The organism is Streptomyces sp. NPDC046870 (assembly GCF_040704595.1).
GTDB lineage: Bacteria > Actinomycetota > Actinomycetes > Streptomycetales > Streptomycetaceae > Streptomyces > Streptomyces argyrophylli.
Window position 1 is genome coordinate 1 of sequence record NZ_JBEYXM010000032.1, and the last position, 22657, is coordinate 22657.

At 73.1% G+C, this 22657-nt stretch carries 22 protein-coding genes; 13 read left to right on the forward strand and 9 right to left on the reverse strand.

Translation table 11 applies throughout. The annotated features are described in order from the left end of the window. The 4 genes from AB0946_RS37380 to AB0946_RS37395 all read left to right on the forward strand — a co-directional run. Window positions 1-533: alpha-glucosidase C-terminal domain-containing protein (locus tag AB0946_RS37380; protein ID WP_366765182.1), on the forward strand; the 533-nt coding region annotated here is incomplete at its 5' end. A 31-nt stretch (window positions 534-564) separates the two neighbouring features. Next, entirely contained in the window at window positions 565-1929 is a 1365-nt protein-coding gene (locus AB0946_RS37385) for a maltokinase (RefSeq protein WP_366765183.1), read from the forward strand. A 3-nt stretch (window positions 1930-1932) separates the two neighbouring features. Next, window positions 1933-4134: a 1,4-alpha-glucan branching enzyme gene (gene glgB, locus AB0946_RS37390; protein ID WP_366765184.1), complete on the forward strand. Its 2202-nt coding sequence runs from the start codon at window positions 1933-1935 to the stop codon at window positions 4132-4134. A gap of 91 nt (window positions 4135-4225) precedes the next feature. Continuing rightward, window positions 4226-5314 carry a glutamate--cysteine ligase gene (locus AB0946_RS37395; protein WP_366765185.1) on the forward strand — a complete coding sequence of 363 codons (1089 nt, stop codon included), beginning with the start codon at window positions 4226-4228 and terminating at the stop codon, window positions 5312-5314. A gap of 9 nt (window positions 5315-5323) precedes the next feature. Here AB0946_RS37395 and AB0946_RS37400 read toward each other — a convergent pair whose 3' ends face one another. After that, entirely contained in the window at window positions 5324-5557 is a 234-nt protein-coding gene (locus AB0946_RS37400; RefSeq protein ID WP_366753039.1) for a DUF6480 family protein, read from the reverse strand. 148 nt (window positions 5558-5705) lie between these two features. Between AB0946_RS37400 and AB0946_RS37405 the strand changes: the two genes are divergently transcribed. The 5 genes from AB0946_RS37405 (at window position 5706) to AB0946_RS37425 (ending at window position 12407) form a co-directional block, all read left to right on the forward strand. Beyond that, window positions 5706-7613, forward strand: a complete 1908-nt coding sequence (locus tag AB0946_RS37405; RefSeq protein ID WP_366765186.1) for an AMP-dependent synthetase/ligase — start codon at window positions 5706-5708, stop codon at window positions 7611-7613. A 162-nt stretch (window positions 7614-7775) separates the two neighbouring features. Next, window positions 7776-8210 (forward strand): ATP-binding protein, encoded by a 435-nt coding sequence (locus AB0946_RS37410; RefSeq protein WP_103816643.1) that lies wholly within the window; start codon window positions 7776-7778, stop codon window positions 8208-8210. A 196-nt stretch (window positions 8211-8406) separates the two neighbouring features. Further along, window positions 8407-9783 carry an NAD(P)/FAD-dependent oxidoreductase gene (locus tag AB0946_RS37415; RefSeq protein WP_366765187.1) on the forward strand — a complete coding sequence of 459 codons (1377 nt, stop codon included), beginning with the start codon at window positions 8407-8409 and terminating at the stop codon, window positions 9781-9783. A gap of 95 nt (window positions 9784-9878) precedes the next feature. Further along, window positions 9879-10088, forward strand: a complete 210-nt coding sequence (locus AB0946_RS37420; RefSeq protein WP_366765188.1) for a DUF4287 domain-containing protein — start codon at window positions 9879-9881, stop codon at window positions 10086-10088. A 96-nt stretch (window positions 10089-10184) separates the two neighbouring features. Beyond that, window positions 10185-12407 carry an FUSC family protein gene (locus tag AB0946_RS37425; RefSeq protein ID WP_366765243.1) on the forward strand — a complete coding sequence of 741 codons (2223 nt, stop codon included), beginning with the start codon at window positions 10185-10187 and terminating at the stop codon, window positions 12405-12407. A gap of 7 nt (window positions 12408-12414) precedes the next feature. Here the strand turns inward: AB0946_RS37425 and AB0946_RS37430 are convergent, their stop codons facing one another. Together AB0946_RS37430 and AB0946_RS37435 are read right to left on the reverse strand one after the other, a co-directional pair. Next, the gene (locus AB0946_RS37430; RefSeq protein ID WP_366765189.1) at window positions 12415-13281 is read right to left on the reverse strand and encodes a SigB/SigF/SigG family RNA polymerase sigma factor; all 867 of its coding nucleotides are present in this window, start codon (window positions 13279-13281) and stop codon (window positions 12415-12417) included. 231 nt (window positions 13282-13512) lie between these two features. Next, on the reverse strand, window positions 13513-13947 hold the full coding sequence (locus tag AB0946_RS37435; protein ID WP_366765190.1) for an ATP-binding protein: 435 nt from the start codon (window positions 13945-13947) through the stop codon (window positions 13513-13515). A 134-nt stretch (window positions 13948-14081) separates the two neighbouring features. Between AB0946_RS37435 and AB0946_RS37440 the strand changes: the two genes are divergently transcribed. Next, window positions 14082-14324 carry a hypothetical protein gene (locus AB0946_RS37440; RefSeq protein WP_366765191.1) on the forward strand — a complete coding sequence of 81 codons (243 nt, stop codon included), beginning with the start codon at window positions 14082-14084 and terminating at the stop codon, window positions 14322-14324. A 277-nt stretch (window positions 14325-14601) separates the two neighbouring features. Continuing rightward, on the forward strand, window positions 14602-15060 hold the full coding sequence (locus tag AB0946_RS37445) for a cyclic nucleotide-binding domain-containing protein (RefSeq protein ID WP_366765192.1): 459 nt from the start codon (window positions 14602-14604) through the stop codon (window positions 15058-15060). A 25-nt stretch (window positions 15061-15085) separates the two neighbouring features. Here AB0946_RS37445 and AB0946_RS37450 read toward each other — a convergent pair whose 3' ends face one another. Next, window positions 15086-16405: an MFS transporter gene (locus tag AB0946_RS37450; protein ID WP_366765193.1), complete on the reverse strand. Its 1320-nt coding sequence runs from the start codon at window positions 16403-16405 to the stop codon at window positions 15086-15088. A gap of 82 nt (window positions 16406-16487) precedes the next feature. Next, entirely contained in the window at window positions 16488-17102 is a 615-nt protein-coding gene (locus tag AB0946_RS37455) for a LysE/ArgO family amino acid transporter (protein WP_366765194.1), read from the reverse strand. Between the two features lie 66 nt (window positions 17103-17168). Here AB0946_RS37455 and AB0946_RS37460 point away from each other — a divergent pair, with 66 nt between their 5' ends. Next, window positions 17169-18056: a LysR family transcriptional regulator ArgP gene (locus tag AB0946_RS37460; RefSeq protein WP_366765195.1), complete on the forward strand. Its 888-nt coding sequence runs from the start codon at window positions 17169-17171 to the stop codon at window positions 18054-18056. Window positions 18057-18485: 429 nt separating this feature from the next. Then, window positions 18486-18737, forward strand: a complete 252-nt coding sequence (locus AB0946_RS37465) for a WhiB family transcriptional regulator (protein ID WP_171160258.1) — start codon at window positions 18486-18488, stop codon at window positions 18735-18737. Between the two features lie 29 nt (window positions 18738-18766). Here AB0946_RS37465 and AB0946_RS37470 read toward each other — a convergent pair whose 3' ends face one another. The 4 genes from AB0946_RS37470 to AB0946_RS37485 form a co-directional block, all read right to left on the reverse strand. Then, complete coding sequence (locus AB0946_RS37470; protein ID WP_366765196.1) at window positions 18767-19216, reverse strand: DUF6098 family protein; 450 nt, start codon at window positions 19214-19216, stop codon at window positions 18767-18769. A gap of 99 nt (window positions 19217-19315) precedes the next feature. Continuing rightward, window positions 19316-21151, reverse strand: a complete 1836-nt coding sequence (locus AB0946_RS37475) for a HAMP domain-containing sensor histidine kinase (protein ID WP_366765197.1) — start codon at window positions 21149-21151, stop codon at window positions 19316-19318. After that, window positions 21148-21855 carry a response regulator transcription factor gene (locus tag AB0946_RS37480; RefSeq protein WP_366765198.1) on the reverse strand — a complete coding sequence of 236 codons (708 nt, stop codon included), beginning with the start codon at window positions 21853-21855 and terminating at the stop codon, window positions 21148-21150. The genes AB0946_RS37475 and AB0946_RS37480 overlap by 4 nt, the downstream gene beginning before the upstream one ends. A 20-nt stretch (window positions 21856-21875) precedes the next feature. Then, window positions 21876-22610, reverse strand: coding sequence for a L,D-transpeptidase family protein (locus AB0946_RS37485; RefSeq protein ID WP_366765199.1), 735 nt, complete (start codon window positions 22608-22610; stop codon window positions 21876-21878). Window positions 22611-22657 lie beyond the last annotated feature (47 nt).

A 22657-nucleotide genomic window follows, 5' to 3' on the forward strand; every position in this document is an offset into this window, starting at 1 on the left:
ACGAGATCGGCATGGGCGACAACATCTGGCTCGGCGACCGCGACGCCGTGCGCACCCCCATGCAGTGGACCCCCGACCGCAACGCCGGCTTCTCGACGTGCGACCCCGGCAGGCTCTACCTCCCCACGATCATGGACCCGGTCTACGGCTTCCAGGTCACCAACGTGGAAGCCTCCATGTCGTCCCCGTCCAGCCTGCTGCACTGGACCCGCCGCATGATCGAGATCCGCAAGCAGAACCCCGCCTTCGGACTCGGCTCGTTCACGGAACTGACCTCCTCCAACCCGGCGGTCCTGGCGTTCCTGCGCGAGTACGGCGACGACCTGGTGCTGTGCGTGAACAACTTCTCCCGCTTCGCCCAGCCCACCGAACTCGATCTGCGGGCCTACGACGGACGGCACCCGGTCGAGCTGATCGGCGGAGTGCGCTTCCCCGCCATCGGCGAACTGCCTTACCTGCTCACCCTGCAAGGCCACGGCTTCTACTGGTTCCGGCTCACCCGAGTCGCATCCCGCATCGGCCGCCGACGCTGAACGCCCGGCGCCGAGGAAAGGACGCGTCACCATGCCGAAGACCATCACCCCCCGACCGCGCACCGCGGCCGGGCCCGACGGGCCACTGGCCTCGCTGGGCGGGCTGCTGCGCGACTGGCTGCCGAGGCAACGCTGGTTCGCGGGCAAGGACCGGCCGGTCACCGATCTGTCGGTGCTGTCCGTGACGGAGCTGTTCCCGGGGTGTCTGCACCTGCTGGTGCACGCCTCGCACGTGCCGGTGCCCACCCCCGGCGGCACTCCCCCGCCCGGGGACTGCTACCAGCTGCTGCTCGGGCTGCGCCAGCACCTCGCCCCACGGCTGGAGCGGGCGTTCATCGGACGGGCCGTGGACGGCCCGCTGGCCGGGCTCGCGGTGTATGACGCCCTGCACGACCCGCGCTCGGCCCATCTGCTGCTGGAGCGGCTGAGGCAGCCCGGCACGGCGGGCCCGCTGCGGTTCGAGACGGACCCGGCCGCCCGGGTGCCCGGCGGTCTGCCGCCGCGGCTGCTGGACGCCGAACAGTCCAACTCCTCCATCGTGTACGGCGACGCGTACATCCTGAAGCTGTTCCGCCGGATCCAGCCGGGCGTCAACCCGGACCTGGAGGTGCCGGCGGCGCTGACCGCGCAGGGCTGCACCCGGGTGCCGGCGCCGGTGGCCTGGTTCACCACGACCGCCCCGCGCCCGGCCACCCTCGGCGTGCTGCAGCCGTTCCTGCCGGACGCCACCGACGGCTGGACGCTGGCGCTGCGCGCGCTCGCCGCGGGCGACCACTTCACCGCCGAGTCCCGCGCGCTGGGCCGGGCCATGGCCGAGGTGCACCTGGCGCTGGCCGAGGCCTTCCCGCCGGCCGGGCCGGGCGAGAACGGCCGTACGGCCGAGGCGATGTGCGCGCGGCTCGACGCCGCCGCGCACGCCGTCCCCGGGCTGCTGCCCTACGTACCCGGTCTGCGGGCCGCGTTCGGGGCGCTCGCCACGTGCGACACCGGGCCGCCCGCCCAGCGCATCCACGGCGATCTGCACCTCGGGCAGGTGCTGCGGGCCGGCCGCGACTGGTTCGTCATCGACTTCGAGGGCGAGCCGTCCCGTCCGCTCGCCGAGCGGCGCGCCCCGCAGTCCCCGGTGCGGGACGTCGCCGGGATGCTGCGCTCCTTCGACTACGCGGCCCGGCAGCGCCGTCCCTGGCGACCCGAGTGGGCGCGCCGCTGCCGGGAGGCGTTCTGCGCGGGCTACGCGGCCCGCGCCGGCTGGGACCCACGCAAGAAGCACGCGCTGCTGCGCGCGCACGAGACGGACAGGGCGGTCTACGAGGTGCTGTACGAGGCGAGACACCGGCCCGACTGGCTGCCGGTACCGATGGCGGCGATCAAGCGGCTCGCCGTGTGGGGAGGCTGACCCATGGCACTGAAGGACACCACGCGCCCCGAGACCGCCGGGCCCACGCCGCCCGCGGCCGTGGCCCTGGACCCCGCCGACCGCGGCCGGCTGCTGGCCGGCGCGCACCACGATCCGCACGCCCTGCTGGGCGCCCACCCGGTGCCGGGCGGCACGCTGTTCCGGGCGCTGCGCCCGAACGCCCGGGCGGTGAGCGTCGTGATCGACGGCACGCCCACCGCGCTGCGGCCGGAGGGCGACGGTCTGTTCGCCGGCGTCCTGCCCCACGCGGAGGTCCCGTCGTACACACTGCTGGTGGCGTACGACGACACCGAGCAGGAGGTGCACGACCCGTACCGCTTCCTGCCCGCCCTCGGCGAACTGGACCTGCACCTGATCCGCGAGGGCCGGCACGAGCAGCTGTGGCGGGCGCTCGGGGCCGAGCCGATGGTCCACCAGGGCGTGTCCGGCACCCGCTTCACCGTGTGGGCGCCCAACGCCCAGGGGGTGCGGGTGGCCGGGGACTTCACGTACTGGGACGGCACGCAGTACCCCATGCGGTCGCTCGGCGCGTCCGGGGTGTGGGAGCTGTTCCTGCCCGGGATCGGCGAGGGCACGCGGTACAAGTTCGAGATCACCTCCCGGTACGGGCACCGGTTCCTGAAGGCCGACCCGATGGCGCGGGGCACGGAGGTGCCGCCGGACACGGCGTCGGTCGTGACGTCCTCGCACTACGAGTGGGGCGACGCCGAGTGGATGGCGCACCGCGGTGACACCCCCGTGCACCAGGCGCCGTTCTCGGTGTACGAGGTGCACCTGCCGTCCTGGCGGCCGGGGCTGACCTACCGTCAGCTCGCCGAGGAACTCCCGGCGTACGCCAAGGAGATGGGCTTCACCCACGTGGAGCTGATGCCGGTGGCCGGGTACCCGTTCAGCGGCTCCTGGGGCTACCAGGTCACCTCCTACTACGCGCCGACGCCCCGGCTCGGCTCGCCGGACGACTTCCGGTACTTCGTGGACGCCTGTCACCGCGCCGGCCTCGGCGTGATCATGGACTGGGTGCCGGCGCACTTCCCCAAGGACGACTGGGCGCTGGCCCGGTTCGACGGGGACCCGCTGTACGAGCCCGGGAACGCGCTGCGCGCGGAGCACCCGGACTGGGGCACGTACGAGTTCGACTACGGCCGCACCGAGGTGCGCAACTTCCTCGTCGCCAACGCGGTGTACTGGTGCGAGGAGTTCCACGTCGACGGGCTGCGCGTGGACGCCGTCGCCTCCATGCTCTACCTGGACTACTCGCGGGACTCCGGCCAGTGGGAGCCCAACGTCTTCGGCGGCCGGGAGGACCTGGACGCGGTGGCCTTCCTCCAGGAGATGAACGCCACCGTGTACCGGCGCTGCCCGGGCGTGGTGACCATCGCCGAGGAGTCGACCGCGTGGGACGGGGTGACCCGGCCGACCGACAGCGGCGGGCTCGGGTTCGGGCTGAAGTGGAACATGGGCTGGATGCACGACTCGCTGCAGTACATCCAGAAGGAGCCGGTGCACCGCAAGTACCACCACAACGAGATGACGTTCTCGATGGTGTACGCCTACAGCGAGAACTACGTCCTGCCGATCTCCCACGACGAGGTCGTCCACGGCAAGCAGGCGCTGGTGTCGAAGATGCCCGGCGACTGGTGGCAGCGGCGCGCCAACCATCGCGCCTACCTCGGCTTCATGTGGGCCCACCCCGGCAAACAGCTGTTGTTCATGGGGCAGGAGTTCGCCCAGGGGGCGGAGTGGTCGCACACCCACGGCCCCGAGTGGTGGCTGCTGTCCGACGACTACCACTCGGCCGGCGACCACCGGGGCGTGCAGGCCCTGGTGCGGGACCTGAACACGGTGTACCGGGCGACGCCGGCGCTGTGGCAGCGGGACACCGACCCGGGTGGCTTCCGGTGGGTGCTGTGCGACGCGGCCGACGACAACGTGCTGGCGTTCCTGCGCTTCGCCGCCGACGGGAACCCGCTGCTGGCGGTGTCGAACTTCTCCCCGGTCGTCCGGCACGGCTACCGCCTGTGGGTCCCCGACGGTTTTCCCGCCTGGCGCGAGGAGCTGAACACCGACGACGCCCGGTACGGCGGCGGCGGCGTCCGCACCGAGGGTCCCGTCAAGCCCGAGGAGGGGTTCCTGAACCTCACGCTGCCCCCGCTCGCCACCGTATGGCTGACGCCACAGGACTGAAAGCCGCAGGTGTCGGCGCCCGTGCGAGGGGCAGTCGGGGTCGTACAGACAGCGACTGCCCCCGTGGCACGGACAGAAGGGCGGCACCCAGGTGCGCACCGTCGGAGTGGAGGAGGAACTCCTCCTGGTCGATCCGGACAGCGGCGACCCGAAGGCACTGGCGGCGGCGGTCCTCGCACGGGCCGCCCAGGACGATCCCGGCCAGGACGTCTTCGAGAAGGAGCTGTTCGGGCAGATGCTGGAGTTCGCCACGCATCCGCAGTCGGACATGGCGGACCTCGGCGACGAGATCGTCCGCTGCCGCAAGGAGGCGGCCCGGCACGCCGGGCAGATCGGCTGCGGGGTCGCCGCGCTGGCCACGTCCCCGCTGCCGGTCAGTCCCGCCCTCAGCGTGAACGACCGGTACCAGTGGCTGGCCCAGCGGTACGGGATCCCCACGTGGGAGCAGCTGGTCTGCGGCTGCCACGTCCATGTGTCGGTGGAGTCCGACGAGGAGGGCGTCGCGGTCCTCGACCGGCTCCGTCCGTGGCTGCCGGTGCTGCGGGCGATCAGTGCGAACTCCCCGTTCTGGCAGGGCCGGAACTCCGGATACGCCAGCTATCGCAGCCGGGTGTGGAACCGGTGGCCGTCGGCCGGCCCGACCGAGCCGTTCGAGACGGCCGAGCGGTACCACAGCCGGGTGGCCGACATGGTGGACACCGGGGTGATCCTCGACGAGGCCATGGCCTATTTCGACGCACGGCTGTCGGCCCGGTACCCGACGGTGGAGATCCGGGTGTCGGACGTGTGCCTGGGCGCGGAGAGCGCGGTGCTGATCGCGACGCTCTGCCGTGCCCTCGTGGAGACGGCCGCCCGGGAGTGGCGGGCGGGCCGGCCGGCGCCGGACCCCGGTGTCAGCCTGCTCCGGCTGGCCGACTGGCAGGCGGCCCGCTACGGCCTGGAGGAGGACCTGCTCGACCCGGTGACCATGCGGCCGCGGCCCGCGCCCCGGGTGCTGCGCTCCCTGCTGGAGTACACGGGGGACGCGCTCACCGAGTCCGGTGACGCGGCCCGGGCCGAGCGGGCCGTCGAGGAGCTGCTGCGCACGGGCAACGGCGCGCGGGAGCAGCGCAGGCTGCTGGAGCACACCGGCAGCCTGCGGGACGTCGTCGCCGAGTGCGTGCGGCGCACGCAGGGCTGAGCGGAGCGGTCAGAGGATCAGTACCAGGGCGTACGCCAGGAAGAAGGCCGCGATCAGCACGACCAGCAGCAGGATCAGGGTCAGCGGTGCCTTGGCCCAGCCCCTGCGCTGGACGTGCGGTTCGCGGGGGCCGGCCTCGGGCATGCTGCTCTCGGCCGGCGGGGTCTCGCCGGGCGGGACTCCCCCGCCTGGTTCCAGACCGGTCGTGCGCTCGGGCTCCGGATCGGGGTTCACATGACTCATGTGTCCCGAGTCCCCAGGACACGCCCACATCATCAGCCGATCACGACTTCTCCGTTCCTCTCACCGAACGCGCCTGCCTGGGCTACATTCGAGCACCGCCGACACCGAGCCGATCGGCGGAGTGACCTTCCGTACCCAGGAGCAGCGCATGCGGAACCTCGCCCTCGCTCCCGCCCCCGCTCCCGCCGTCGTCCCGCCGCTCACCGGCGGCCTCGCCGACAGCGTGTTCGCCACGGCGGAGCGGAACCCGGCGCTGCCGGTCCTCGCGCGCCGGGACGGTCCCGACGCCCCCTGGCAGGAGGTCACGGCGGTCGAGCTGCGGGACGAGGTGGTCGACCTGGCCAGGGGCCTGATCGCCGCCGGTCTCTCGCCCGGCCACCGGGTGGCCCTGATGGCCCGCACCCGCTACGAGTGGACGGTGCTCGCGCACGCGCTGTGGGTGGTGGGCGCCGAGATCGTGGCGGTCCATCCGGCGTCCTCGCGGGACCAGGTGGAATGGATCCTGCGCGACGCCGGCTGCGTGGCCGTGGTCGTGGAGGACGAGCAGGGCGTGATGACCGTCGGCACCGTGTGCACCCGGCTGCCACGGCTGCGGCACGTCTGGCAGCTCGACGCCGGCGCCCTTGCGCAACTCGTGGAGCGGGGCACGGCCGTCCCCTACACCACGGTGGAGTCGCTGCGCCGGATCGTGCTGCCGGACTCCACGGCGGCCGTCGTCTACACCTCCGGCACCTCCGGGCGCCCGATGGGCTGCGCGCTCAGCCACCGCGGTCTGGCCTACCCCTGTGACACGCTGCTGGCCGGCTGGGCGCACACCGCCGCACCCCCGGGCGAACAGCCCTCCGTGCTGGCGTTCCTGCCGTTCTCGCACGTCTACGGCATCATGATCATGCTGATGTGTGTGCGGGGCGGCGTGCTGCTGGCGCACGAGCCGGAGCTGACCGGTCCGGCGCTGGCGTCGGCCCTGAGCACGTTCCGGCCGACGTACCTCTACGGTGTGCCGTCGGTGTTCGAGAAGCTGTACAAGACGTTCCTGCGCACCGCCCAGCAGGCCGGCCGGGGTGCGCTGTTCGAGCGGGCCGCGCAGACCGCGCGGGACTTCGCCGCCGCCGAGGAACGCCGGCGGCTGGGCACCGGGCCGGGGCCAGGACTCGAACTGAGGCTGCAACACGCCCTGTACGAGAGGACGGTGTACCGCAGGCTGCGGGCCGCGCTCGGCGGCCGCGTGGTGCGCGGGACCTCCGGCGGCAGCGCCCTCAACCGCGAACTGAGCCTGTTCTACGAAGGCATCGGCGTCTACCTCCACGACGGGTACGGGCTCACCGAGGCCTCCGGCGGGATCACCATGCAGCCGCTGGGCCGGGAGAAGTCCGGGACCGTGGGCCTGGCGCTGCCCGGCACCGAGATCCAGGTGGCCGACGACGGGGAGATCCTGGTGCGCGGTCCGTCGGTGTTCCAGGGGTACATCAGCGACGAGCACGCGACCCGGGCCGCGCTGCGCGGCGGCTGGCTGGCCACCGGGGACATCGGCCGGCTGGACTCCGAGGGCTATCTGACGATCACCGGGCGCAAGAAGGACATCATCGTCACCAGCGGCGGCAAGAGCGTGGCCCCGGCCCTGCTGGAGCAGCGGCTGCGGATGCATCCGCTGGTCCACCAGGCGGTGGTGATCGGCGACGACCGGCCCTGCGTGGGCGCCCTGATCACCCTGGACCCGGAGTTCCTCGCGCACTGGCGGGCCGCCCTGGCCCTGCCGGGCGACGCCCAGGGACGGGAGACCCGGGAGGAGAACGCCCTGCGGGAGGAGATCGCGCGGGCGGTGGCCTCCGCCAACAGTGCGGTGTCCCGAGCGGAGTCGATCAGGGTCTACCGTGTCCTCCAGGAACCGTTCGCACCGCACAACGGGCTGCTGACGCCGTCCATGAAGCTGCGCCGGGACGCCGTCGTGCGGCACTACGCGGCCGAGATCGAGGCAATGTACCAGGCGCGCTCCCGGTCGCGGCCGGGTCCGCCGGAGCCGGCCGAGTGGGACGAACCGGACGATGTCTTCGGCTGACGGCGCCGCGGAAGTACGGCGAACGGGCGGCGGGTCCGAGGGGAGACGGATAGCCTGCGCGGCTGGGGGAACCCGCAGCCCAGCGAGAGATCAGCAACGACGACCGTTCCGGCCGGAACGGGCCGAGCCGGCCCGGGACGGGCCGGGACCGGGGAATGCGAGATGGTGACGGAGCCGCGCTGGGACGACACACCGCCCTCGGAGGAGAGGTACGAGCGTACGTTCTCCTTCCCCGGGGAGCTGCGCAACGTCACGGGCGCTCGGCTCGCGGCGGAGGAGTTCCTGTGCGCCCTCGCCCGCGACGCCCCGCCGGGAGCGCACGAGTACTGGGACGACATCCTGCTCGTCGTGACCGAACTGGCCGCGAACGCGATCCAGTACGCGCCCGGTCCGTTCGACCTGCGGATGCGCCGCACGTTCGACGGGGTGCACGTGACGATGCGGGACACCAGCACGACCAAGCCGGAGCCACGGCCGTTCCACCCCCGCACGGGCGGTGGCGGCATCGGCTGGCACCTGGTGCACACGCTGTGCACCCAGGTGAGTGTGGTGGTGCACGACCGCGGCAAGGACATCCACGCGTTCCTGCCCTGGTGACCGGTGTTCGACGTGTAGGTGTGCGCCAGCCGGTTACTCCACGTCCCAGTGGGGGCATGCTGGTCCCCATGCGTTCGTCTGCCTGCCGCACCCAGCTGGCGGAACGGCTGGAGGCACGGTGGGATCGGAGTTGGCGCAGAGCGATCCAGGGCATGCGAACGGCGTCGAGTCGGACCGCCCGGAGCCGCAGAAAGGGATGAACACCGTGACACGACCCAGGATCCTGGTGGTTGGCGCAGGCTTCGCCGGAGTCGACTGCGTCCGCCGCCTGGAGCGGAAACTCGCCCCGGACGAGGCCGACGTCACCCTGGTGACGCCGTTCGCCTACCAGCTCTACCTGCCGCTGCTGCCCCAGGTCGCCTCCGGCGTGCTCACGCCGCAGTCGATCGCCGTGTCCCTGCGCCGCAGCAGGAAGTACCGCACCCGGATCATCCCCGGCGGCGCGATCGGGGTGGACCTGAAGGCCAAGGTGTGCGTCATCCGCACCATCACCGACAAGATCGTCAACGAGCCCTACGACTACATCGTGCTGGCACCGGGGAGCGTGACCCGCACCTTCGACATCCCGGGCCTGACCGAGCACGCCTTCGGCATGAAGACCCTCGCGGAGGCCGCCTACGTCCGCGACCACGTCATCTCGCAGCTCGACCTGGCGGACGCCAGCGACGACCCCGTCGAGCGGGCGGCGCGGCTTCAGTTCGTGGTGGTCGGCGGCGGCTACGCGGGCACCGAGACGGCGGCCTGTCTGCAGCGGCTGACGCACGCGGCCGTACGGCGCTACCCGCGGCTGGACCCGGGCCTGATCAAGTGGCATCTGATCGACATCGCGCCCAAGCTGATGCCCGAGCTGGGCGACAAGCTCGGCCGCAGCGCGCAGGAGATCCTCAGGCGGCGCGGCATCGAGGTCTCGCTGGGCGTGTCGATCGACAAGGCCGGCCCGGAGGAGGTCACCTTCACCGACGGCCGCGTGGTGCCGACGCACACGCTGATCTGGACGGCCGGGGTGGTCGCCAGCCCGCTCATCGCCACGCTCGGCGCGGAGACGGTCAAGGGCCGGCTGGCGGTCACCGCCGAGATGTGCCTGCCGGGGTACGACGGCGTGTTCGCGCTCGGTGACTCGGCGGCCGTGCCGGACCTGGCCAAGGGCCAGGAGGGCGCCGTGTGCCCGCCCACCGCCCAGCACGCCATGCGGCAGGGCAGGAAGGTCGCCGACAACGTCATCGCGGCGCTGCGCGGGCAGCAGATGCAGCCGTACGTCCACAAGGACCTGGGTCTCGTCGTCGACCTCGGCGGCAAGGACGCCGTGTCCAAGCCGCTGGGGATCGAGTTGCGCGGCGTTCCCGCGCAGGCGGTGGCCCGCGGCTACCACTGGTCGGCGCTGCGCACCAACGTGGCGAAGACCCGGGTGATGACCAACTGGCTGCTGAACGCGGTCGCGGGCGACGACTTCGTGCGCACCGGCTTCCAGGCCCGCAAGCCCGCCCGGCTGAAGGACTTCGAGTTCACCGATTCCTACCTGTCCCCGGACGAGGTCCGGGCCCGGGTGGAGGGCGCGGGCATCGACCACCCGTGAGGTGACGTGACTCACAGGGGACCGCCGATCACTTCACCGCGGATCGGCGGTCTTCCCTGTTGATCGCAGACGTCACACGGAGGGGACATCCCGGCATGACCGAGAAGGCCGTCAAGGGCCCGGCCAGCTATTTCCCGTCGATCGAGAAGACGTACGGCCGTCCGGTCGGCGAGTGGCAGGAGCTGATCCGCTCCTCGCCGCTGACGAAGCACATGGAGCTGGTCGGCTGGCTCAAGTCCGAGCACGGCATGGGCCACGGGCACGCCAACGCGCTGGTGGCCGCCACCCTGGCCGGAGAGAGGTGAGCCGGGGCCGCGTGCGATGCTGGGTCGGAGATCGATTTCCGGCACGGGAGAGAGCGCGGCGGCGTGAGGGCAGTGGCACGGTCGGGACGGGTACGGATGTGGGACCGGCTCGCGGCGTCGGATCCCGGACTGCTCCGCCTGACCGCGGGACTGCGCACGGTGACCGCGATCGCCCTCACCCTCGCCGTCCTGGCCGCGCTGCACGTCCCGGTGCCCCAGCTGGTCGCCGGGGCGATCGCGGCGATGGTCGCCACGTTCGCCATCCGGGAGAAGCAGCGCGCCCAGCAGGCCGTGACGCTGGCGTGCGGCCTGCCGGTGGCGCTGGCCTCGGTGTCACTGGGCGCGCTGCTCAGCCAACGGGTCGTCGCCGGCGACCTGTTCTTCGTCGTCCTCATCTTCTGCGCCGTCTACGGCCGCCGGTTCGGTGACCGGGGCACGGCACTGGGGCTGATCGGCTTCCAGGTCTACTTCCTGTCGCTGTTCGTGGGCGCGACGGCGTCCGTGCTGCCGGAGCTGTACGGCGTCATCTGCGTGGCGTTCGCGTGCAGCGCCGCCGCCCGCTTCGCGCTCCTCCCGCAGACCCCCGCGGGCACCCTGGACCGGCTGCGGCGGGCCTTCCGCGCCCGGCTCGCCCAGTTGCTCGCCACCCAGGCCGAATTGCTGGACGCCGGCCCCGACGAGGCCGAGAAGGTGCTCGAGGACCTGCGCACCGGCACCGCGCGGCTGCACGAGACGGCCTTGCTGATCCAGGGCCGGCTGGAGGACGGCACGTCGGACCCGGCGGTGGCCCGGCTGCTCCAGCGCCGGATCGCGGACGCGGAGATCGCCGCCGAGCGGCTCGGCCTGCTGCTGCTCACCGCGCGCAGCGCGCAGCGGACCGACACGCTCACCCTGCATCTGCCGGGCGCCCCGCTGCCCTCCGGCGGCGAGCTGCCGGTGCGGGACGGGGCGACGGCCGCGCTGCACCGGGATCTCCAGGCGCTGCGGCTGCTGACGCTGCGGCCGGCCGGGGAGGCGTCGGGAACGGCGCTCGCCCAGGTGCGCAACCGGCTGCTCGGCTACCGGGAGGAGGAGAACCTGCCCCCGGCCGCACCGGCCGTGCAGGACGTCTTCCGTGGCCTCGGTGAGACCGCGCGGGCCGCGCTGGGTCTGCGGCTCGCCCTGGACGGGCCACAGGACGAGTCCGACGACACCCCGGCGACCGCCCGCTCGCGCGAGGAGCTGGACGCGGAGGACGCCGCGATCGAGGTCAGCGAGGAGAGCGAAGCGGAGGAGGCGCGGCCGACCGGTCTGAAGCGGCCCACCACCCGGGCCGCCGTCCAGGTGGCCGTCGGCTCCTCGCTCGCCATCGTCGGCGGTGAGCTGCTGTCCGCCCAGCGCTGGTACTGGGCGGTGCTGACGTGCTGGATCGTCTTCCTGAACACCGCCTCCACCGGGGAGATCCTGGTGAAGGGCTACCGGCGGCTGCTGGGCACGGTGCTCGGCGTGGTGGCCGGTATCGGGCTCGCCGCCCTGGTGGGGCACCACACGTGGACGGCGTTCGCGCTGGTGCTGCTGTGCATCTTCGCGATGTTCTACACCGCGCCGCTGTCCTACACGCTGATGTCGTTCTTCGTGACGGCGATGCTGGGGCTGCTGTACACCCTGCTGCACACCTACAGCCTGTCGGTGCTCGTGCTGCGGATCGAGGAGACGGCGCTCGGAGCGGCCTGCGGGGTGATCGCGGCGGCCGTGGTGCTGCCGGTCCACACCGACCGCCGTACCAACGAGCTGCTGGTCGCGGTGCTGGACCGGCTCGCCGACGTCACGCGCGGCGCCGTCGACCAGCTCAGCGGCGGGGCGGGCGGCGACCTGGTGGAGCAGGCGCGGGAGCTGGACCAGGCGCTGGCCGACCTGCGCGCGGCCACCCAGCCGCTCACGCATCCGATCACCCCGCTGCGCTCGCGCCGGAACACGGTCCGGTACGTGGTGGCGTTGCTGGAGACCTGCGCGTACCACGGGCGGTCCCTGGCGGCCACCGCCGAGCTGCTGCCGACGCATCCGTCGATCGCGGCGGACCCCAGGCTGCGCGGGGCGGGCGCGCGGATCGTGCACAACATCGAGGCGATCGCCGCGCACGTCACGGACCCGAGGTCCGCCGCACAGATCGAAACCGGCCCCAGCATCGCGTCGATGCTGGAGCCGGGAACCCTGCGCACCCCCCGCTACGGCCGCGTGACCGACCGGGTGCTGCGCCATCTGCAACGCCTGGACGAGGCCGTCTCCGGCCTGGCCCGGCCGCTGGGCCTGACCGGAGGGCCGGCCCAGCCGCGGAGGTGAGCGGCGCTCACCTCGGGTCGGCGCCCGGGCGGCGGCTGCCCAGCACCTCGTCGCGGACGCGGGCGCAGCTGCGGCTGATCAGCCGGGAGACGTGCATCTGGGAGATGCCGAGCCGGTCGGCGATGCGGCTCTGGGTCATGTCCTCGAAGAAGCGCATGTAGAGGATGGCCCGCTCGCGCTCGGGCAGCCGGCGCAGTCCCTCCTTGGCGGCCTCGCGGTCGACCACGACGTCGTAGGAGGTGTCCGTGGCACCGAGGGTGTCGGCGAGGCTGTAGCCGTCGTCGCCGCTGGAGAGTTCGGCGTCCAGCGAGAGGGTGCTGAAGCTCTCCAGCGCCTCCATGCCGGCGTTCACGTCCTCCTCGCTGAGCCCGGTGTGGGCGGCGATGTCGGCGACGGTGGGTTCGGGGCTGCCGGGGTTCTGGGTGAGTTCGCGCCGGGCCACCCGCACCCGGTTGCGCAGTTCCTGCACCCGGCGCGGCACCCTCAGGGCCCACATCCGGTCACGGAAGTGCCGCTTCACCTCGCCGGTGATCGTCGGCACGGCGTAGCTCTCGAAGGCGCCGCGCGAGGGGTCGAAACGGTCGATGGCCTTCACGAGTCCCAGGGCCGCCACCTGACGCAGGTCCTCGACGGACTCGCCCCGGTCGCGGAACCGGCCGGCGATCCGGTGGGCCATGGGGAGCCATGCGGTGACGAGTTCGTCGCGTACGGCGTCCCGCTCGGGTCCGTCCTCCAGCTCCGCCAGCCGGACGAACAGCTCCGCCGTGTCCGGGGCGTCGTCGTGGTTCCGTCGGCCGGGCGCCGCGGCGGCGCCGGCGGTGTCGCCGGTGGTGGCGGTCGTGCCGGGACGGCTTGTCGACATGTCGGTCAGCATGCGGAATCGCTCCTGAACGGGGTTTCAGGGCACATGGCCGGAACTGCGGTTCCAGGTCCTGGCCCGAACGGTGGTGTCAGGGTTCTCCGCGGGTGAGCCACCAGGCCCGCCGGAAGGGGGCCCAGCAGCGGGTTTGTCCCGCGGGGCAGGCGCCTCCGGTCCGAAGCACGAAACTCCGTCTGCCCCTCGCCCCCACGCGCAAACACGCTGAGCGGAACTTCCCGGACCGCTTCAGCGCAGCGGTACGACGGCCGTGATGCATTTGCCGCCGCGGGGCAGCTCCGCGACCCGGATGTCGCTGGCCAGACGGCACACGATGGGCCAGCCACGGCCGCCGGGATGAGGGTGGCCGGGCTCGTCGTCGGCCCGGTCGGTGACCGGGAGGTCGTCGCTGTCGTCGCTGACCGAGACGCGGACACCGCCACCGTCGACGTCGACGTCGAAGCCGGTGATGCCGCCGCCGTGCAGCAGGGCATTGGTGGTGAGTTCCGACGTGACCAGCAGGGCGTCCTCGACGGCCTCGTGCGCACACGGCAGGTCGCGGGCCCGGCACCGCTCGGTCATGACGCGTTCCACCGTTCTGCGGGCCTCGGCCGGCCGGCACGGCACGTGGTCGTGCGTCTCCGGCAGGGTCGCGATGGAAGTGGTCCGGTGATTGTCGAGCATCCCTTCCTCCCAGATCCTCCCTGAACAGTGCCCGGATTGCAGGGTTCTCTCCCTTTCGACTGACCCGCCGGAGTGTTGTCAAACACCCTCGGTGCCCGTGTCATCACGGCGGACCGAGCGGGTACCCGCCGTACATGACCGATGTGGTGGACGCGGACGAGTTGTTGCGGCGGATCCGGCGGGGCCAGGAGCGCGCGGCCGAGGAGGAGCGGGCCTGGCGGGAGCGGGCGCAGAACCTGACGGCGACCGACCCGGAGGGCGCGCGGGAGGCGGCCGACCGGGCCCGGGCCTTCGAGGCGGTGCTGCGGGTGCTGGAGGAGATCGTCCGCCCGGGCGGTGGCCCGGTGCGGGCGGAGGGGGTGAAACAGGTCACCTGACCCGCTTCCGGTTACCCAAAAGTACGGCAGATGGTTTATGGTTCATCCATAAGTGACGCGGGAGCGGCGTGGAAGCCGTCCTTCCCCGCTTCTGGTGTCACCGCATACGGCCCTGGCTGGTTTCCCCCGTCCAGCCAGGGCTTTTTGCTGCCCCGAGCGCGACACGCGGCCACGGACCCGGCCCCCTCGACGTGCTCCGGACGGTCACAGCGGCTGAAATGGGCTGGAGAGGCACAGCACCCGCACCGCAACCGCCGCCGGCGAGGAGCCATGCGCCATGACCAAAGCGATCAAACTGCTGACCGCCCTCCCCCAGGCGCAGCGTGAGCGCCTGATGGAGCTGGCGAAGGAGGTGTCCTTCCCGGAGGACACCCGCATCTTCGACGCCGGCGGCACCGCCGACCGGTTCTGGGTGATCCGCTCGGGCGCGGTCCACCTGGACCAGCAGGTCACCTCGCGCCAGCGGGTGACCGTGGCCACGCTGGGCGCGGGCGACATGCTCGGCTGGTCCTGGCTGTTCCCGCCGTACCAGTGGGACTTCGGCGCGATCGCCTTCAGCAACGTACGGGCGTACGAGTTCGACGGGCCGTCGGTGCTCGGGCTGTGCGTGGAGGATCCGCTGCTCGGGCTCTCGCTGGTGCGGACGGTGGCCGAGATCCTCGCCCACCGGCTGGAGACCACCCGGGGAAAGCTGATGGAGCAGTACGCGATCCGGCGGCGCAGCAGCCCCCTTTAGAGTCCGCCCCGGGTGCGCCGGGCGCTCAGATCCGGTAACGGCGCAGCGCCGGGACCGCGGCGGCCAGGGCCAGCATCACCACGACGACCAGGGCGCCCCCGCCCGCGACGGCGGCCCGCGGACCGAACGCCGAACCGGCGGTTCCGTGCAGCACGTCGGCCAGGCGCGGTCCGCCCGCGACGACCACCGTGAACACCCCCTGCATCCGGCCGCGCATCTCGTCGGTCGCGGCGGACAGCAGGATGGCGCCGCGGAAGACCATCGAGACCATGTCGGCGACACCGGCCGCGGCGAGGAAGGCCACGGCGACCCAGAGGTTCCCGCTGAGCCCGAACCCGGCGACGGCCACACCCCAGCCGACGACCGCCCCGATGACCATCCAGCCGTGCCTGCGGGCCCGCGAGAAGACACCGGAGAACAGGCCGCCGAGCACCGCGCCGACCGGGATGCCGGCGAACAGCACACCGAGCGCCAGGCCCTCGCCGTAGGAGCCGTACGTGTCCGCGGCCAGCTCCGGGAACAGGGCGCGGGGCATGCCGAACACCATGGCGACGATGTCGGCGAGGAACGACAGCAGCAGCACCTTGTGCCGGGAGATGTAACGGAAGCCCTCCGCTATCGCGCGCACTCCGGCCCGGCGGGCCGTGGCGCCGAGCGGCGGCAGGGCGGGCAGCCGGAAGACGGCCCACACCGTCACGCACAGGGCCAGGGCGTCGATCAGGTACAGCTCCGGCAGCCCGATGACCGGGATCAGCACACCGGCGAGCAGCGGGCCGGCCACCAGGCCGGTCTGCATCACCGTCGAACCGAGGGCGTTGGCGGCCGGCAGCTGCTCCGCCGGGACCAGCCGGGCGATGGAGGCGGTGCGGGCGGGCGAGTTGAGCCCGAAGAACGCCTGTTGCAGGGCGAGCAGCACCATGAGGACGACGACCGAGTCCACACCGGCGAAGGCCTGCGCCCAGAACAGCAGCGAGGTCACCGCGATACCGAGGTTGGTGACCAGCAGCAGCCTGCGCCGGTCCACGGTGTCGGCGACCGCCCCGCCCCACAGCGCGAAGGCCACCATGGGCACGAGGCCCGCGAGGCTCGCGTAGCCGACCCAGGCGGAGGAGTGGGTGATGTCGTAGATCTGCTTGGGCACGGCGACGGCGGTGAGCTGGCTGCCGACGGCGGTGACGATCGTCGACGACCACAGGCGCCGGTAGGCGGGGATGCGCAGCGGGCGGGTGTCCATCGCCCAGCGGCGCCAGCCGCGCCTGGGCGGGTCCTCGGCCGCCGGCGCGTCGGTGTCGGGCCGGCTCTCCGTGCGGCCGGTGTCGGTGCTGCTGCTCTCGCTCGTGTCCACGGACGTCCTGTTGCTCGTTACATCTTTTTGCTTCGAGAGCCTAACTGTTGCAGGAAGTCCTGTGCGCGGCGAACGGTCCGTCTCAGGAGCCGGCGACCAGGGTCGTGCCGAGGGCGAGCATCGTGAGGGCGACCAGGCCGTCCAGGACCCGCCAGGCGCCGGGCCGGGCCAGGAACCGGCCGAGCAGCCGGGCGCCGAAGCCGAGCGCGGCGAACCAGCACAGGCTGGCGAGCGCTGCGCCGAGTCCGAACGTCCAGCGCAGCGGGCCCCGGTCGGCGGCCAGGGAGCCCAGCAGGAACACGGTGTCCAGGTAGACGTGCGGGTTCAGCCAGGTCATCGCGAGACACATGAGCACGGCCCGGCGGCGCGAGCCGGCCGCCTCGCCCTCCGCGCGCAGTCCGGTGCCGGGCCTGAGCACCCGGCGGGCGGCCAGGGCGCCGTAGCCGAGCAGGAACACCCCGCCGACGATCCCGATCGCCCGCAGCGCGCCGGGCCAGGCCACCACGACCGCGCCGACGCCGCCGACGCCGAGCGCGATGAGCACCGCGTCGGACAGGGCGCAGATGCCGACGACGGCGAGGACGGCGTCCCGGCGCACCCCCTGCCGCAGGACGAAGGCGTTCTGGGCGCCGATGGCGACGATCAGGGAGAGGCCGGTGCCGAAGCCGGCGGCCGCGGCGGACAGGGCGTGGTTCATGCCGTCGACGCTAAGGAAGCCCTGATCACAAGTACAGCTAAAGATTTTTACGTACCATTAGCGTTCGTGATGTCAGAGCTGCCTCTGGAGCAGGTCCGGACGCTGCTGGCCGTGGTCGACGAGGGCACCTTCGACGCGGCCGCCGCCGCGCTGCATGTGACGCCGTCCGCGGTCAGTCAGCGGGTCAAGGCCCTCGAACAGCGGACCGGCCGGGTGCTGCTCCAGCGCGGCCGGCCGGTACGGCCCACGGAGTCCGGCGCCGTGCTCGTGCGGTTCGCCCGGCAGCTCGCCCGGCTGGAGCGGGACGCCTGGGGCGAGCTGGGGCTGAGTGGCAGCGGGGAGCCGACGCGGGTGTCGGTCGCGGTGAACGCGGACTCGCTGGCGACCTGGTTCCTGCCGGCCCTGACCCGGGTTCCGGGCCTGTGCTACGAACTGCGCCGGGAGGACGAGGACCACACGGCGGCGCTGCTGCGCGAGGGGCTGGTGATGGCGGCGGTGACCTCCTCACCCGACCCGGTGCCCGGCTGCACGGTCCGTCCGCTCGGCCGGATGCGCTACCTGCCGGTGGCCGCCCCGGAGTTCACCTCGGCCCACTTCGGCGGACGGCCCCTGCCGGAGGCGCTGTCCCTGGCACCCGTCGTGGTCTTCGACCGCAAGGACGACTTCCAGGACGCCTTCGCCCGCCGGCTCGGCCGCGCCTGTGCCGGCCCGTTCCGGCACCACGTGCCCACCTCGGAGGGGTTCCTGGACGCCGTCGCCGCGGGGCTGGGCTGGGGCATGGTCCCGGAGGTCCAGGCGGGCCCGCTGCTCGACCGGGGCCGGCTGGCCGTGCTCGCCCCCGGCGCGTGGATGGACGTCACGCTGTACTGGCAGCAGTGGAAGCTCGACTCGCCGGCACTGGCGTCCCTCGCCGAGGCGGTGACGACGACGGCATCGCAAACGCTGCGCGGCTGAGCCCGCGTCCCGACGGAACCCGGCCCGGGCACTGAAGCACCGCTCCGCACCGTTCGGCTGCGGGACCGCGCGTGTCCCTCCCCCGGCGGTCCGTCAGCTTCCCGGCGGCCGACGGGAGCTCGCCGAGTGACGGGGTTTCTCCGTGGGGAGGCCGGCCGGTGTGAACTCCTCGGCGCCAGGTGCCCGTCGGGAGGGCCGGTGTTCTGCGGGGGCCGCGGCCCGCCCTGTTGGGCGTCTTGCGCGCGCGTGGGCCGGTGCCGCCGGGGCGACCGCCGCGCGCTCGTCACGCTATCTCCGCGCGTTCCGCCGTTTCACGCCCTCCTGACCGGTCACCCGAACCGGAGAACGCGTGCGGAACGCCTCCACGCCCCAACGGCGACGCATGCGACAAGGCACGGACGACTTCGATCCGAACCAGGAGAGATTCCGATGGAGAACTGGCGCGAACATGCCGCGTGCCGTCACGAGGACCCCGATCTGTTCTTCCCGATCGGCACGACCGGACCCGCGCAGGTGCAGGCACAGCAGGCCAAGGCGGTGTGCGGGCGCTGCCCGGTCCGGGAGCAGTGCCTGGACTGGGCGCTGGACACGGGCCAGAGCATCGGGGTCTGGGGCGGTACGACGGAACTGGAACGCCGGGCGCTGCGGCGCCGCGCCCGCTCCCGGCAACGCTCCGGCTGACCGGCGGCCCGGCGGGGCCGGAGGGGGGCTCAGCGGCCACCGCGGCGCAGGGTCCCCCACTCCCGCTCCTGCCGGGCCACCTCGTCCCGGGCCGCGTCGATCACCTCACCGGCGATCCAGCACAGCGGCTCGACCTCCGCCACGAGCGGCTCGTTGTCCGGGCCCCGGCCCCTCTCGTGGCCCCGCAGCACCCAGGGGCGCACGCCGGGGCCCTTGTCGTGCGGCAGGTGCGCGTAGTCGTAGAGGCGGCGCGCCACCCACAGCTCCACCGACCGGTCCTCCCACCACTTCTCGACGTCGAGCGGGTTGGCGGACAGCCCGGGCATGGGGACGCCGGTCAGTTCGTCGATGCTGGAGACGCGGTCGAGGTCGGTGCCCGGCCCTTTGGACCAGCGCACGTACAGTCCCTGGTGCTGTTCCACCAGGCGGGCCACTTCGGCCAGCGTGGACATGACCGGCAGGTCGTCCGCTCCGCTCATGGCATGACCTCCCTCAGCCTCCTCCTGCTGCGCTCGCGCGACCGGAGTACCCCCGGCGCGCCCCGGAAATCGGATTCCGTTGCTCCGCCCTCACCCGTCTCAGAGCTCGTCGCCGGGCGGCGGGGCGGCCGGCAGCCGCAGCGTGAAGACCGTTCCCGCCCCCGGTTCGCTTCTGACCCCGGCCGTGCCGCCGTGGGCGGCCACCAGGTGGCGGACGATCGGCAGGCCGAGCCCGCTGCCCCCGGTACGGCGGCTGCGGGACTTCTCCGCGCGCCAGAACCGCTCGAAGACGTGCGGCAGGTCCTCGGGCGCGATGCCCGAGCCGGTGTCGGTGACGGTGAGGACCACCTCGTCGCCGTTCCGGCGCGCGGCGAGCGTGACGGTGCCGTCGGCGGGGGTGTGCCGCAGCGCGTTGGAGACCAGGTTCCCGAGGGCCTGCCGCATCCGCACCGGGTCGGCGTCCAGCCAGGCGGCGGCGTCGGCCCCGGTGCGCAGGGCGACCTGGGCGGCGTCGGCGGCGACGCGGTGGGCGGCGGCGACCTGGTCGAGCAGGTCACCGGCCGGCAGCAGCTCCCGGTGCAGGCGCAGGGTGCCGGCGTCGGCCGCCGCCAGGTCCTGGAGGTCGTCGATGATCCGCTGGAGGACGAGCGCCTCCTCGTGCAGCGAGTCCAGCAGCGCCGGGTCGGGGTCGACGACGCCGTCCCGGACGACCTCGAGCCAGCCCCGGATGTTGGTGAGGGGGCTGCGCAGCTCGTGCGCGATGTCGCTGACCATGGCCTTGCGCTGCGCCTCCAGGCGGGCGCGGCGCTCGGTGAGGTCGTTGAACGCCTCGGCGAGGATGCCGGTCTCGTCCCGGGTGGTCACCGGCACGCGCACGTGCAGCTCGGGCGGCTGCTGTGCGGCGAGCGTGAGCGCGCGCAGCGGCCGTACCAGCCGGACGGCGACGACGGCGGTCACGGCCACGGTGACGGCGAGGACCAGCCCGGCGACGCCGACCACCTTGGCCTTGTTGGCCGGTGACATGTCGAAGCGGGCGGGGTTCTGGTCGCCGATGCCGAGGAACAGCTCGGCCACCGGGGCGACATAGGGCTGGAGCTGGGTACGGCGGGCGGTCTGGACACAGCGCTGGGCGGTCCGTGTGGCCTCGCCGGTGCCGAGCCTGGCGAGCTTGGCGACCAGGAAACCGCCGCCGAAGGGGTCCTTGCCGCCGGGGTCGAACGTGAAGAACAGGCGTCCGCCGAGGGCCAGTCCCTCCTTGTGCAGACAGGGCCGCACCAGGTCGGACAGGGCGTCCAGGGCCTTCCGTTCGGTCGCGGTGGGGGTGTTGAGCCGGCCGTCCTCGCACACGTCGGCGCCGTAGGCGGAGGGGTCGGCGCCGTCCGCGACGGTGACCACCGGCCGCCCGCTCTCGGTCCGTTCCGTGGTGGCCGTCAGGCCGTGGCGTTCGTAGCAGTGTTCGCGTTGCGCGGCCAGCGAGTCCAGTTTGACGCGTTCCGCGGCCGGCAGCAGGTACGGGCCCACCGCGCGCGGATCGATGCCGCTGAGCTGGGCGCCCATCTCGGTGTAGGTGTCGGTGCGCAGCGGGTCGACGGTGGCGGCGGGCCGGGGCGGCAGCGGGGTGCCGGGGGGCGCGGAGTCGGCGACCAGGGTGCGGTCGGCGGTGGTGAGGGCGATCCGGCGGCCGGTGCGGGCGGCCAGCTCCCGCAGGGTGGGCCGGATGCCCGCCCAGTCGGAGTGGGTGGCCGCGTAGCCGCTGAGCTGGGCGAGGATGCGGTTGCCGGCGGCGAGGTCCTGTCCCTGCTCCTCCTTCAGGGCGCTGGTGGTGGTGGTCACGGCGAGCCAGGCGGTGGCCGCCACGGAGCAGACGGCGATCAGCGCGGACACGAACAGCAGCCGGACGACCAGCCGTTTGCGCACCGGGATGCGGCGCCTCACCGCCGGGTGCCGCTCAGCTTGTAGCCGACGCCGAACACGGTCAGCAGCCGCACCGGCCGCCGCGGGTCGGCCTCGATCTTGCGGCGCAGGTTCATGATGTGCACGTCGACGGCCCGCTCGGTGGAGGCCCGGTCGAAGCCGCGGGTGCAGTGCAGCAGTTGCCGCCGGGTGAACACCCGCTCCGGCTCCCCCGCCATGGCCAGCAGGATCTGGAACTCGGCCGGTGTGCACTCCACCGGCGCGCCGTCGCAGCGCACCTCGTGCCGTACCGGGTCGACGCTGATCCCGGCGGCCCGCACGACCGGGTCGTCGTCCCGGGTGCCGACGCCCCGCCCGCTGCGCCGGAGGACGGTGCGGATACGGGCCATCAGCTCGCGCGGGCTGTACGGCTTGGTCAGGTAGTCGTCGGCGCCGACGTCGAGGCCGAGCAGTACGTCGTCCTCGGCGGAGCGGGCGGTGAGCATGACCACCGGGATGTCCGGCTGCTCCGGGCCGGCGCGCAGCGCCCGGCACACGCCGAAGCCGTCGAGGACCGGGAGCATCAGGTCCAGGACGACGAGGTCGGGCCGCAGCCGGCGGGCGGCGTCGAGTGCCGCCGCGCCGTCGTGGACGACGGTGGCGGTGTGGCCCTCGGCCAGCAGGGAGCGGCGGAGCAGTTCGGCCTGTTTCTCGTCGTCCTCGGCGACCAGCACATGTGCGCACACGAGTTCGGATCCTAAGCGGCTCAGTGCGCGAGCCAGTCGGCGTACCCCATGACGACGACCGGGTGCCGGCCGGGGTCGAGGGTGCGCAGGAGGTCCTTCATGTGCGCCTTGGCGACGCTGACGCAGCCGTGGGTGGGTCCGCCGTGGTCGACGTGCAGCCACACTCCCCCGCCGCGTCCCGGGCCGAGGGGCCGGGTCCAGTCCAGGGGCGAGGTGCCGGGCCGGCGGTTGTAGTCGATGGCGACGACGTAGTCGAAGGAACCCTCCAGGGGTTCGCCCTCGAAGCCGGTGCCGGGCGAGTGGAATCCGCTGGAGTGGTGGTACGGGAGCTTGCCGCCGGGGTCCGGGAGCAGGCCGCCGGCGTCGGAGAGGGTGTAGACGCCGAGCGGGGAGCGCAGGTCGCCGAGCACGTGGTGGGCGCTCCAGCCGCGCAGCGCGTTGTGGCCGGGCCAGGCGGGTCCGGCCTGCCAGCCGGTGGGGGTGCGCTGGTGCAGCACGACGGTGCAGAGCGGGGAGTTTTGGCCGCGCCCGGTGACGACGACGGCCTGGGTGCAGCGCTCGGGTATCGCCGCGGCCCGCTCGGGCCCGAGGCCGGGTATGCCGCGCGGGGCCGCCGGTGTGCTGCCGCGGGGGGTGGGTGCCGGTGCCGGACGGCGGGCCGGGGCCCGGCGTTCGGTCGCCTCGGCTCCGCCGCCGCAGCCGGTGAGCAGCAGCGGGGAGGCGAGGAGAGCGACGGCGGTTCTGCGTCGGATCATGAGCCGATCTTGACCGGCAGTTGTTTGGAACCGGTCAGCGTCACGGG

What these genes read in the sequence shown, in the direction of transcription:
- AB0946_RS37385 (WP_366765183.1), top strand. Translation starts at nt 565, where the DNA reads ATGCCGAAGACCATCACCCCCCGACCGCGCACCGCGGCCGGGCCCGAC.
- glgB (WP_366765184.1), top strand. Translation starts at nt 1,933, where the DNA reads ATGGCACTGAAGGACACCACGCGCCCCGAGACCGCCGGGCCCACGCCG.
- AB0946_RS37400 (WP_366753039.1), bottom strand. Translation starts at nt 5,557, where the DNA reads ATGAGTCATGTGAACCCCGATCCGGAGCCCGAGCGCACGACCGGTCTG.
- AB0946_RS37405 (WP_366765186.1), top strand. Translation starts at nt 5,706, where the DNA reads ATGCGGAACCTCGCCCTCGCTCCCGCCCCCGCTCCCGCCGTCGTCCCG.
- AB0946_RS37410 (WP_103816643.1), top strand. Translation starts at nt 7,776, where the DNA reads ATGGTGACGGAGCCGCGCTGGGACGACACACCGCCCTCGGAGGAGAGG.
- AB0946_RS37415 (WP_366765187.1), top strand. Translation starts at nt 8,407, where the DNA reads ATGAACACCGTGACACGACCCAGGATCCTGGTGGTTGGCGCAGGCTTC.
- AB0946_RS37420 (WP_366765188.1), top strand. Translation starts at nt 9,879, where the DNA reads ATGACCGAGAAGGCCGTCAAGGGCCCGGCCAGCTATTTCCCGTCGATC.
- AB0946_RS37425 (WP_366765243.1), top strand. Translation starts at nt 10,185, where the DNA reads ATGTGGGACCGGCTCGCGGCGTCGGATCCCGGACTGCTCCGCCTGACC.
- AB0946_RS37430 (WP_366765189.1), bottom strand. Translation starts at nt 13,281, where the DNA reads ATGCTGACCGACATGTCGACAAGCCGTCCCGGCACGACCGCCACCACC.
- AB0946_RS37435 (WP_366765190.1), bottom strand. Translation starts at nt 13,947, where the DNA reads ATGCTCGACAATCACCGGACCACTTCCATCGCGACCCTGCCGGAGACG.
- AB0946_RS37440 (WP_366765191.1), top strand. Translation starts at nt 14,082, where the DNA reads ATGACCGATGTGGTGGACGCGGACGAGTTGTTGCGGCGGATCCGGCGG.
- AB0946_RS37445 (WP_366765192.1), top strand. Translation starts at nt 14,602, where the DNA reads ATGACCAAAGCGATCAAACTGCTGACCGCCCTCCCCCAGGCGCAGCGT.
- AB0946_RS37455 (WP_366765194.1), bottom strand. Translation starts at nt 17,102, where the DNA reads ATGAACCACGCCCTGTCCGCCGCGGCCGCCGGCTTCGGCACCGGCCTC.
- AB0946_RS37465 (WP_171160258.1), top strand. Translation starts at nt 18,486, where the DNA reads ATGGAGAACTGGCGCGAACATGCCGCGTGCCGTCACGAGGACCCCGAT.
- AB0946_RS37470 (WP_366765196.1), bottom strand. Translation starts at nt 19,216, where the DNA reads ATGAGCGGAGCGGACGACCTGCCGGTCATGTCCACGCTGGCCGAAGTG.
- AB0946_RS37485 (WP_366765199.1), bottom strand. Translation starts at nt 22,610, where the DNA reads ATGATCCGACGCAGAACCGCCGTCGCTCTCCTCGCCTCCCCGCTGCTG.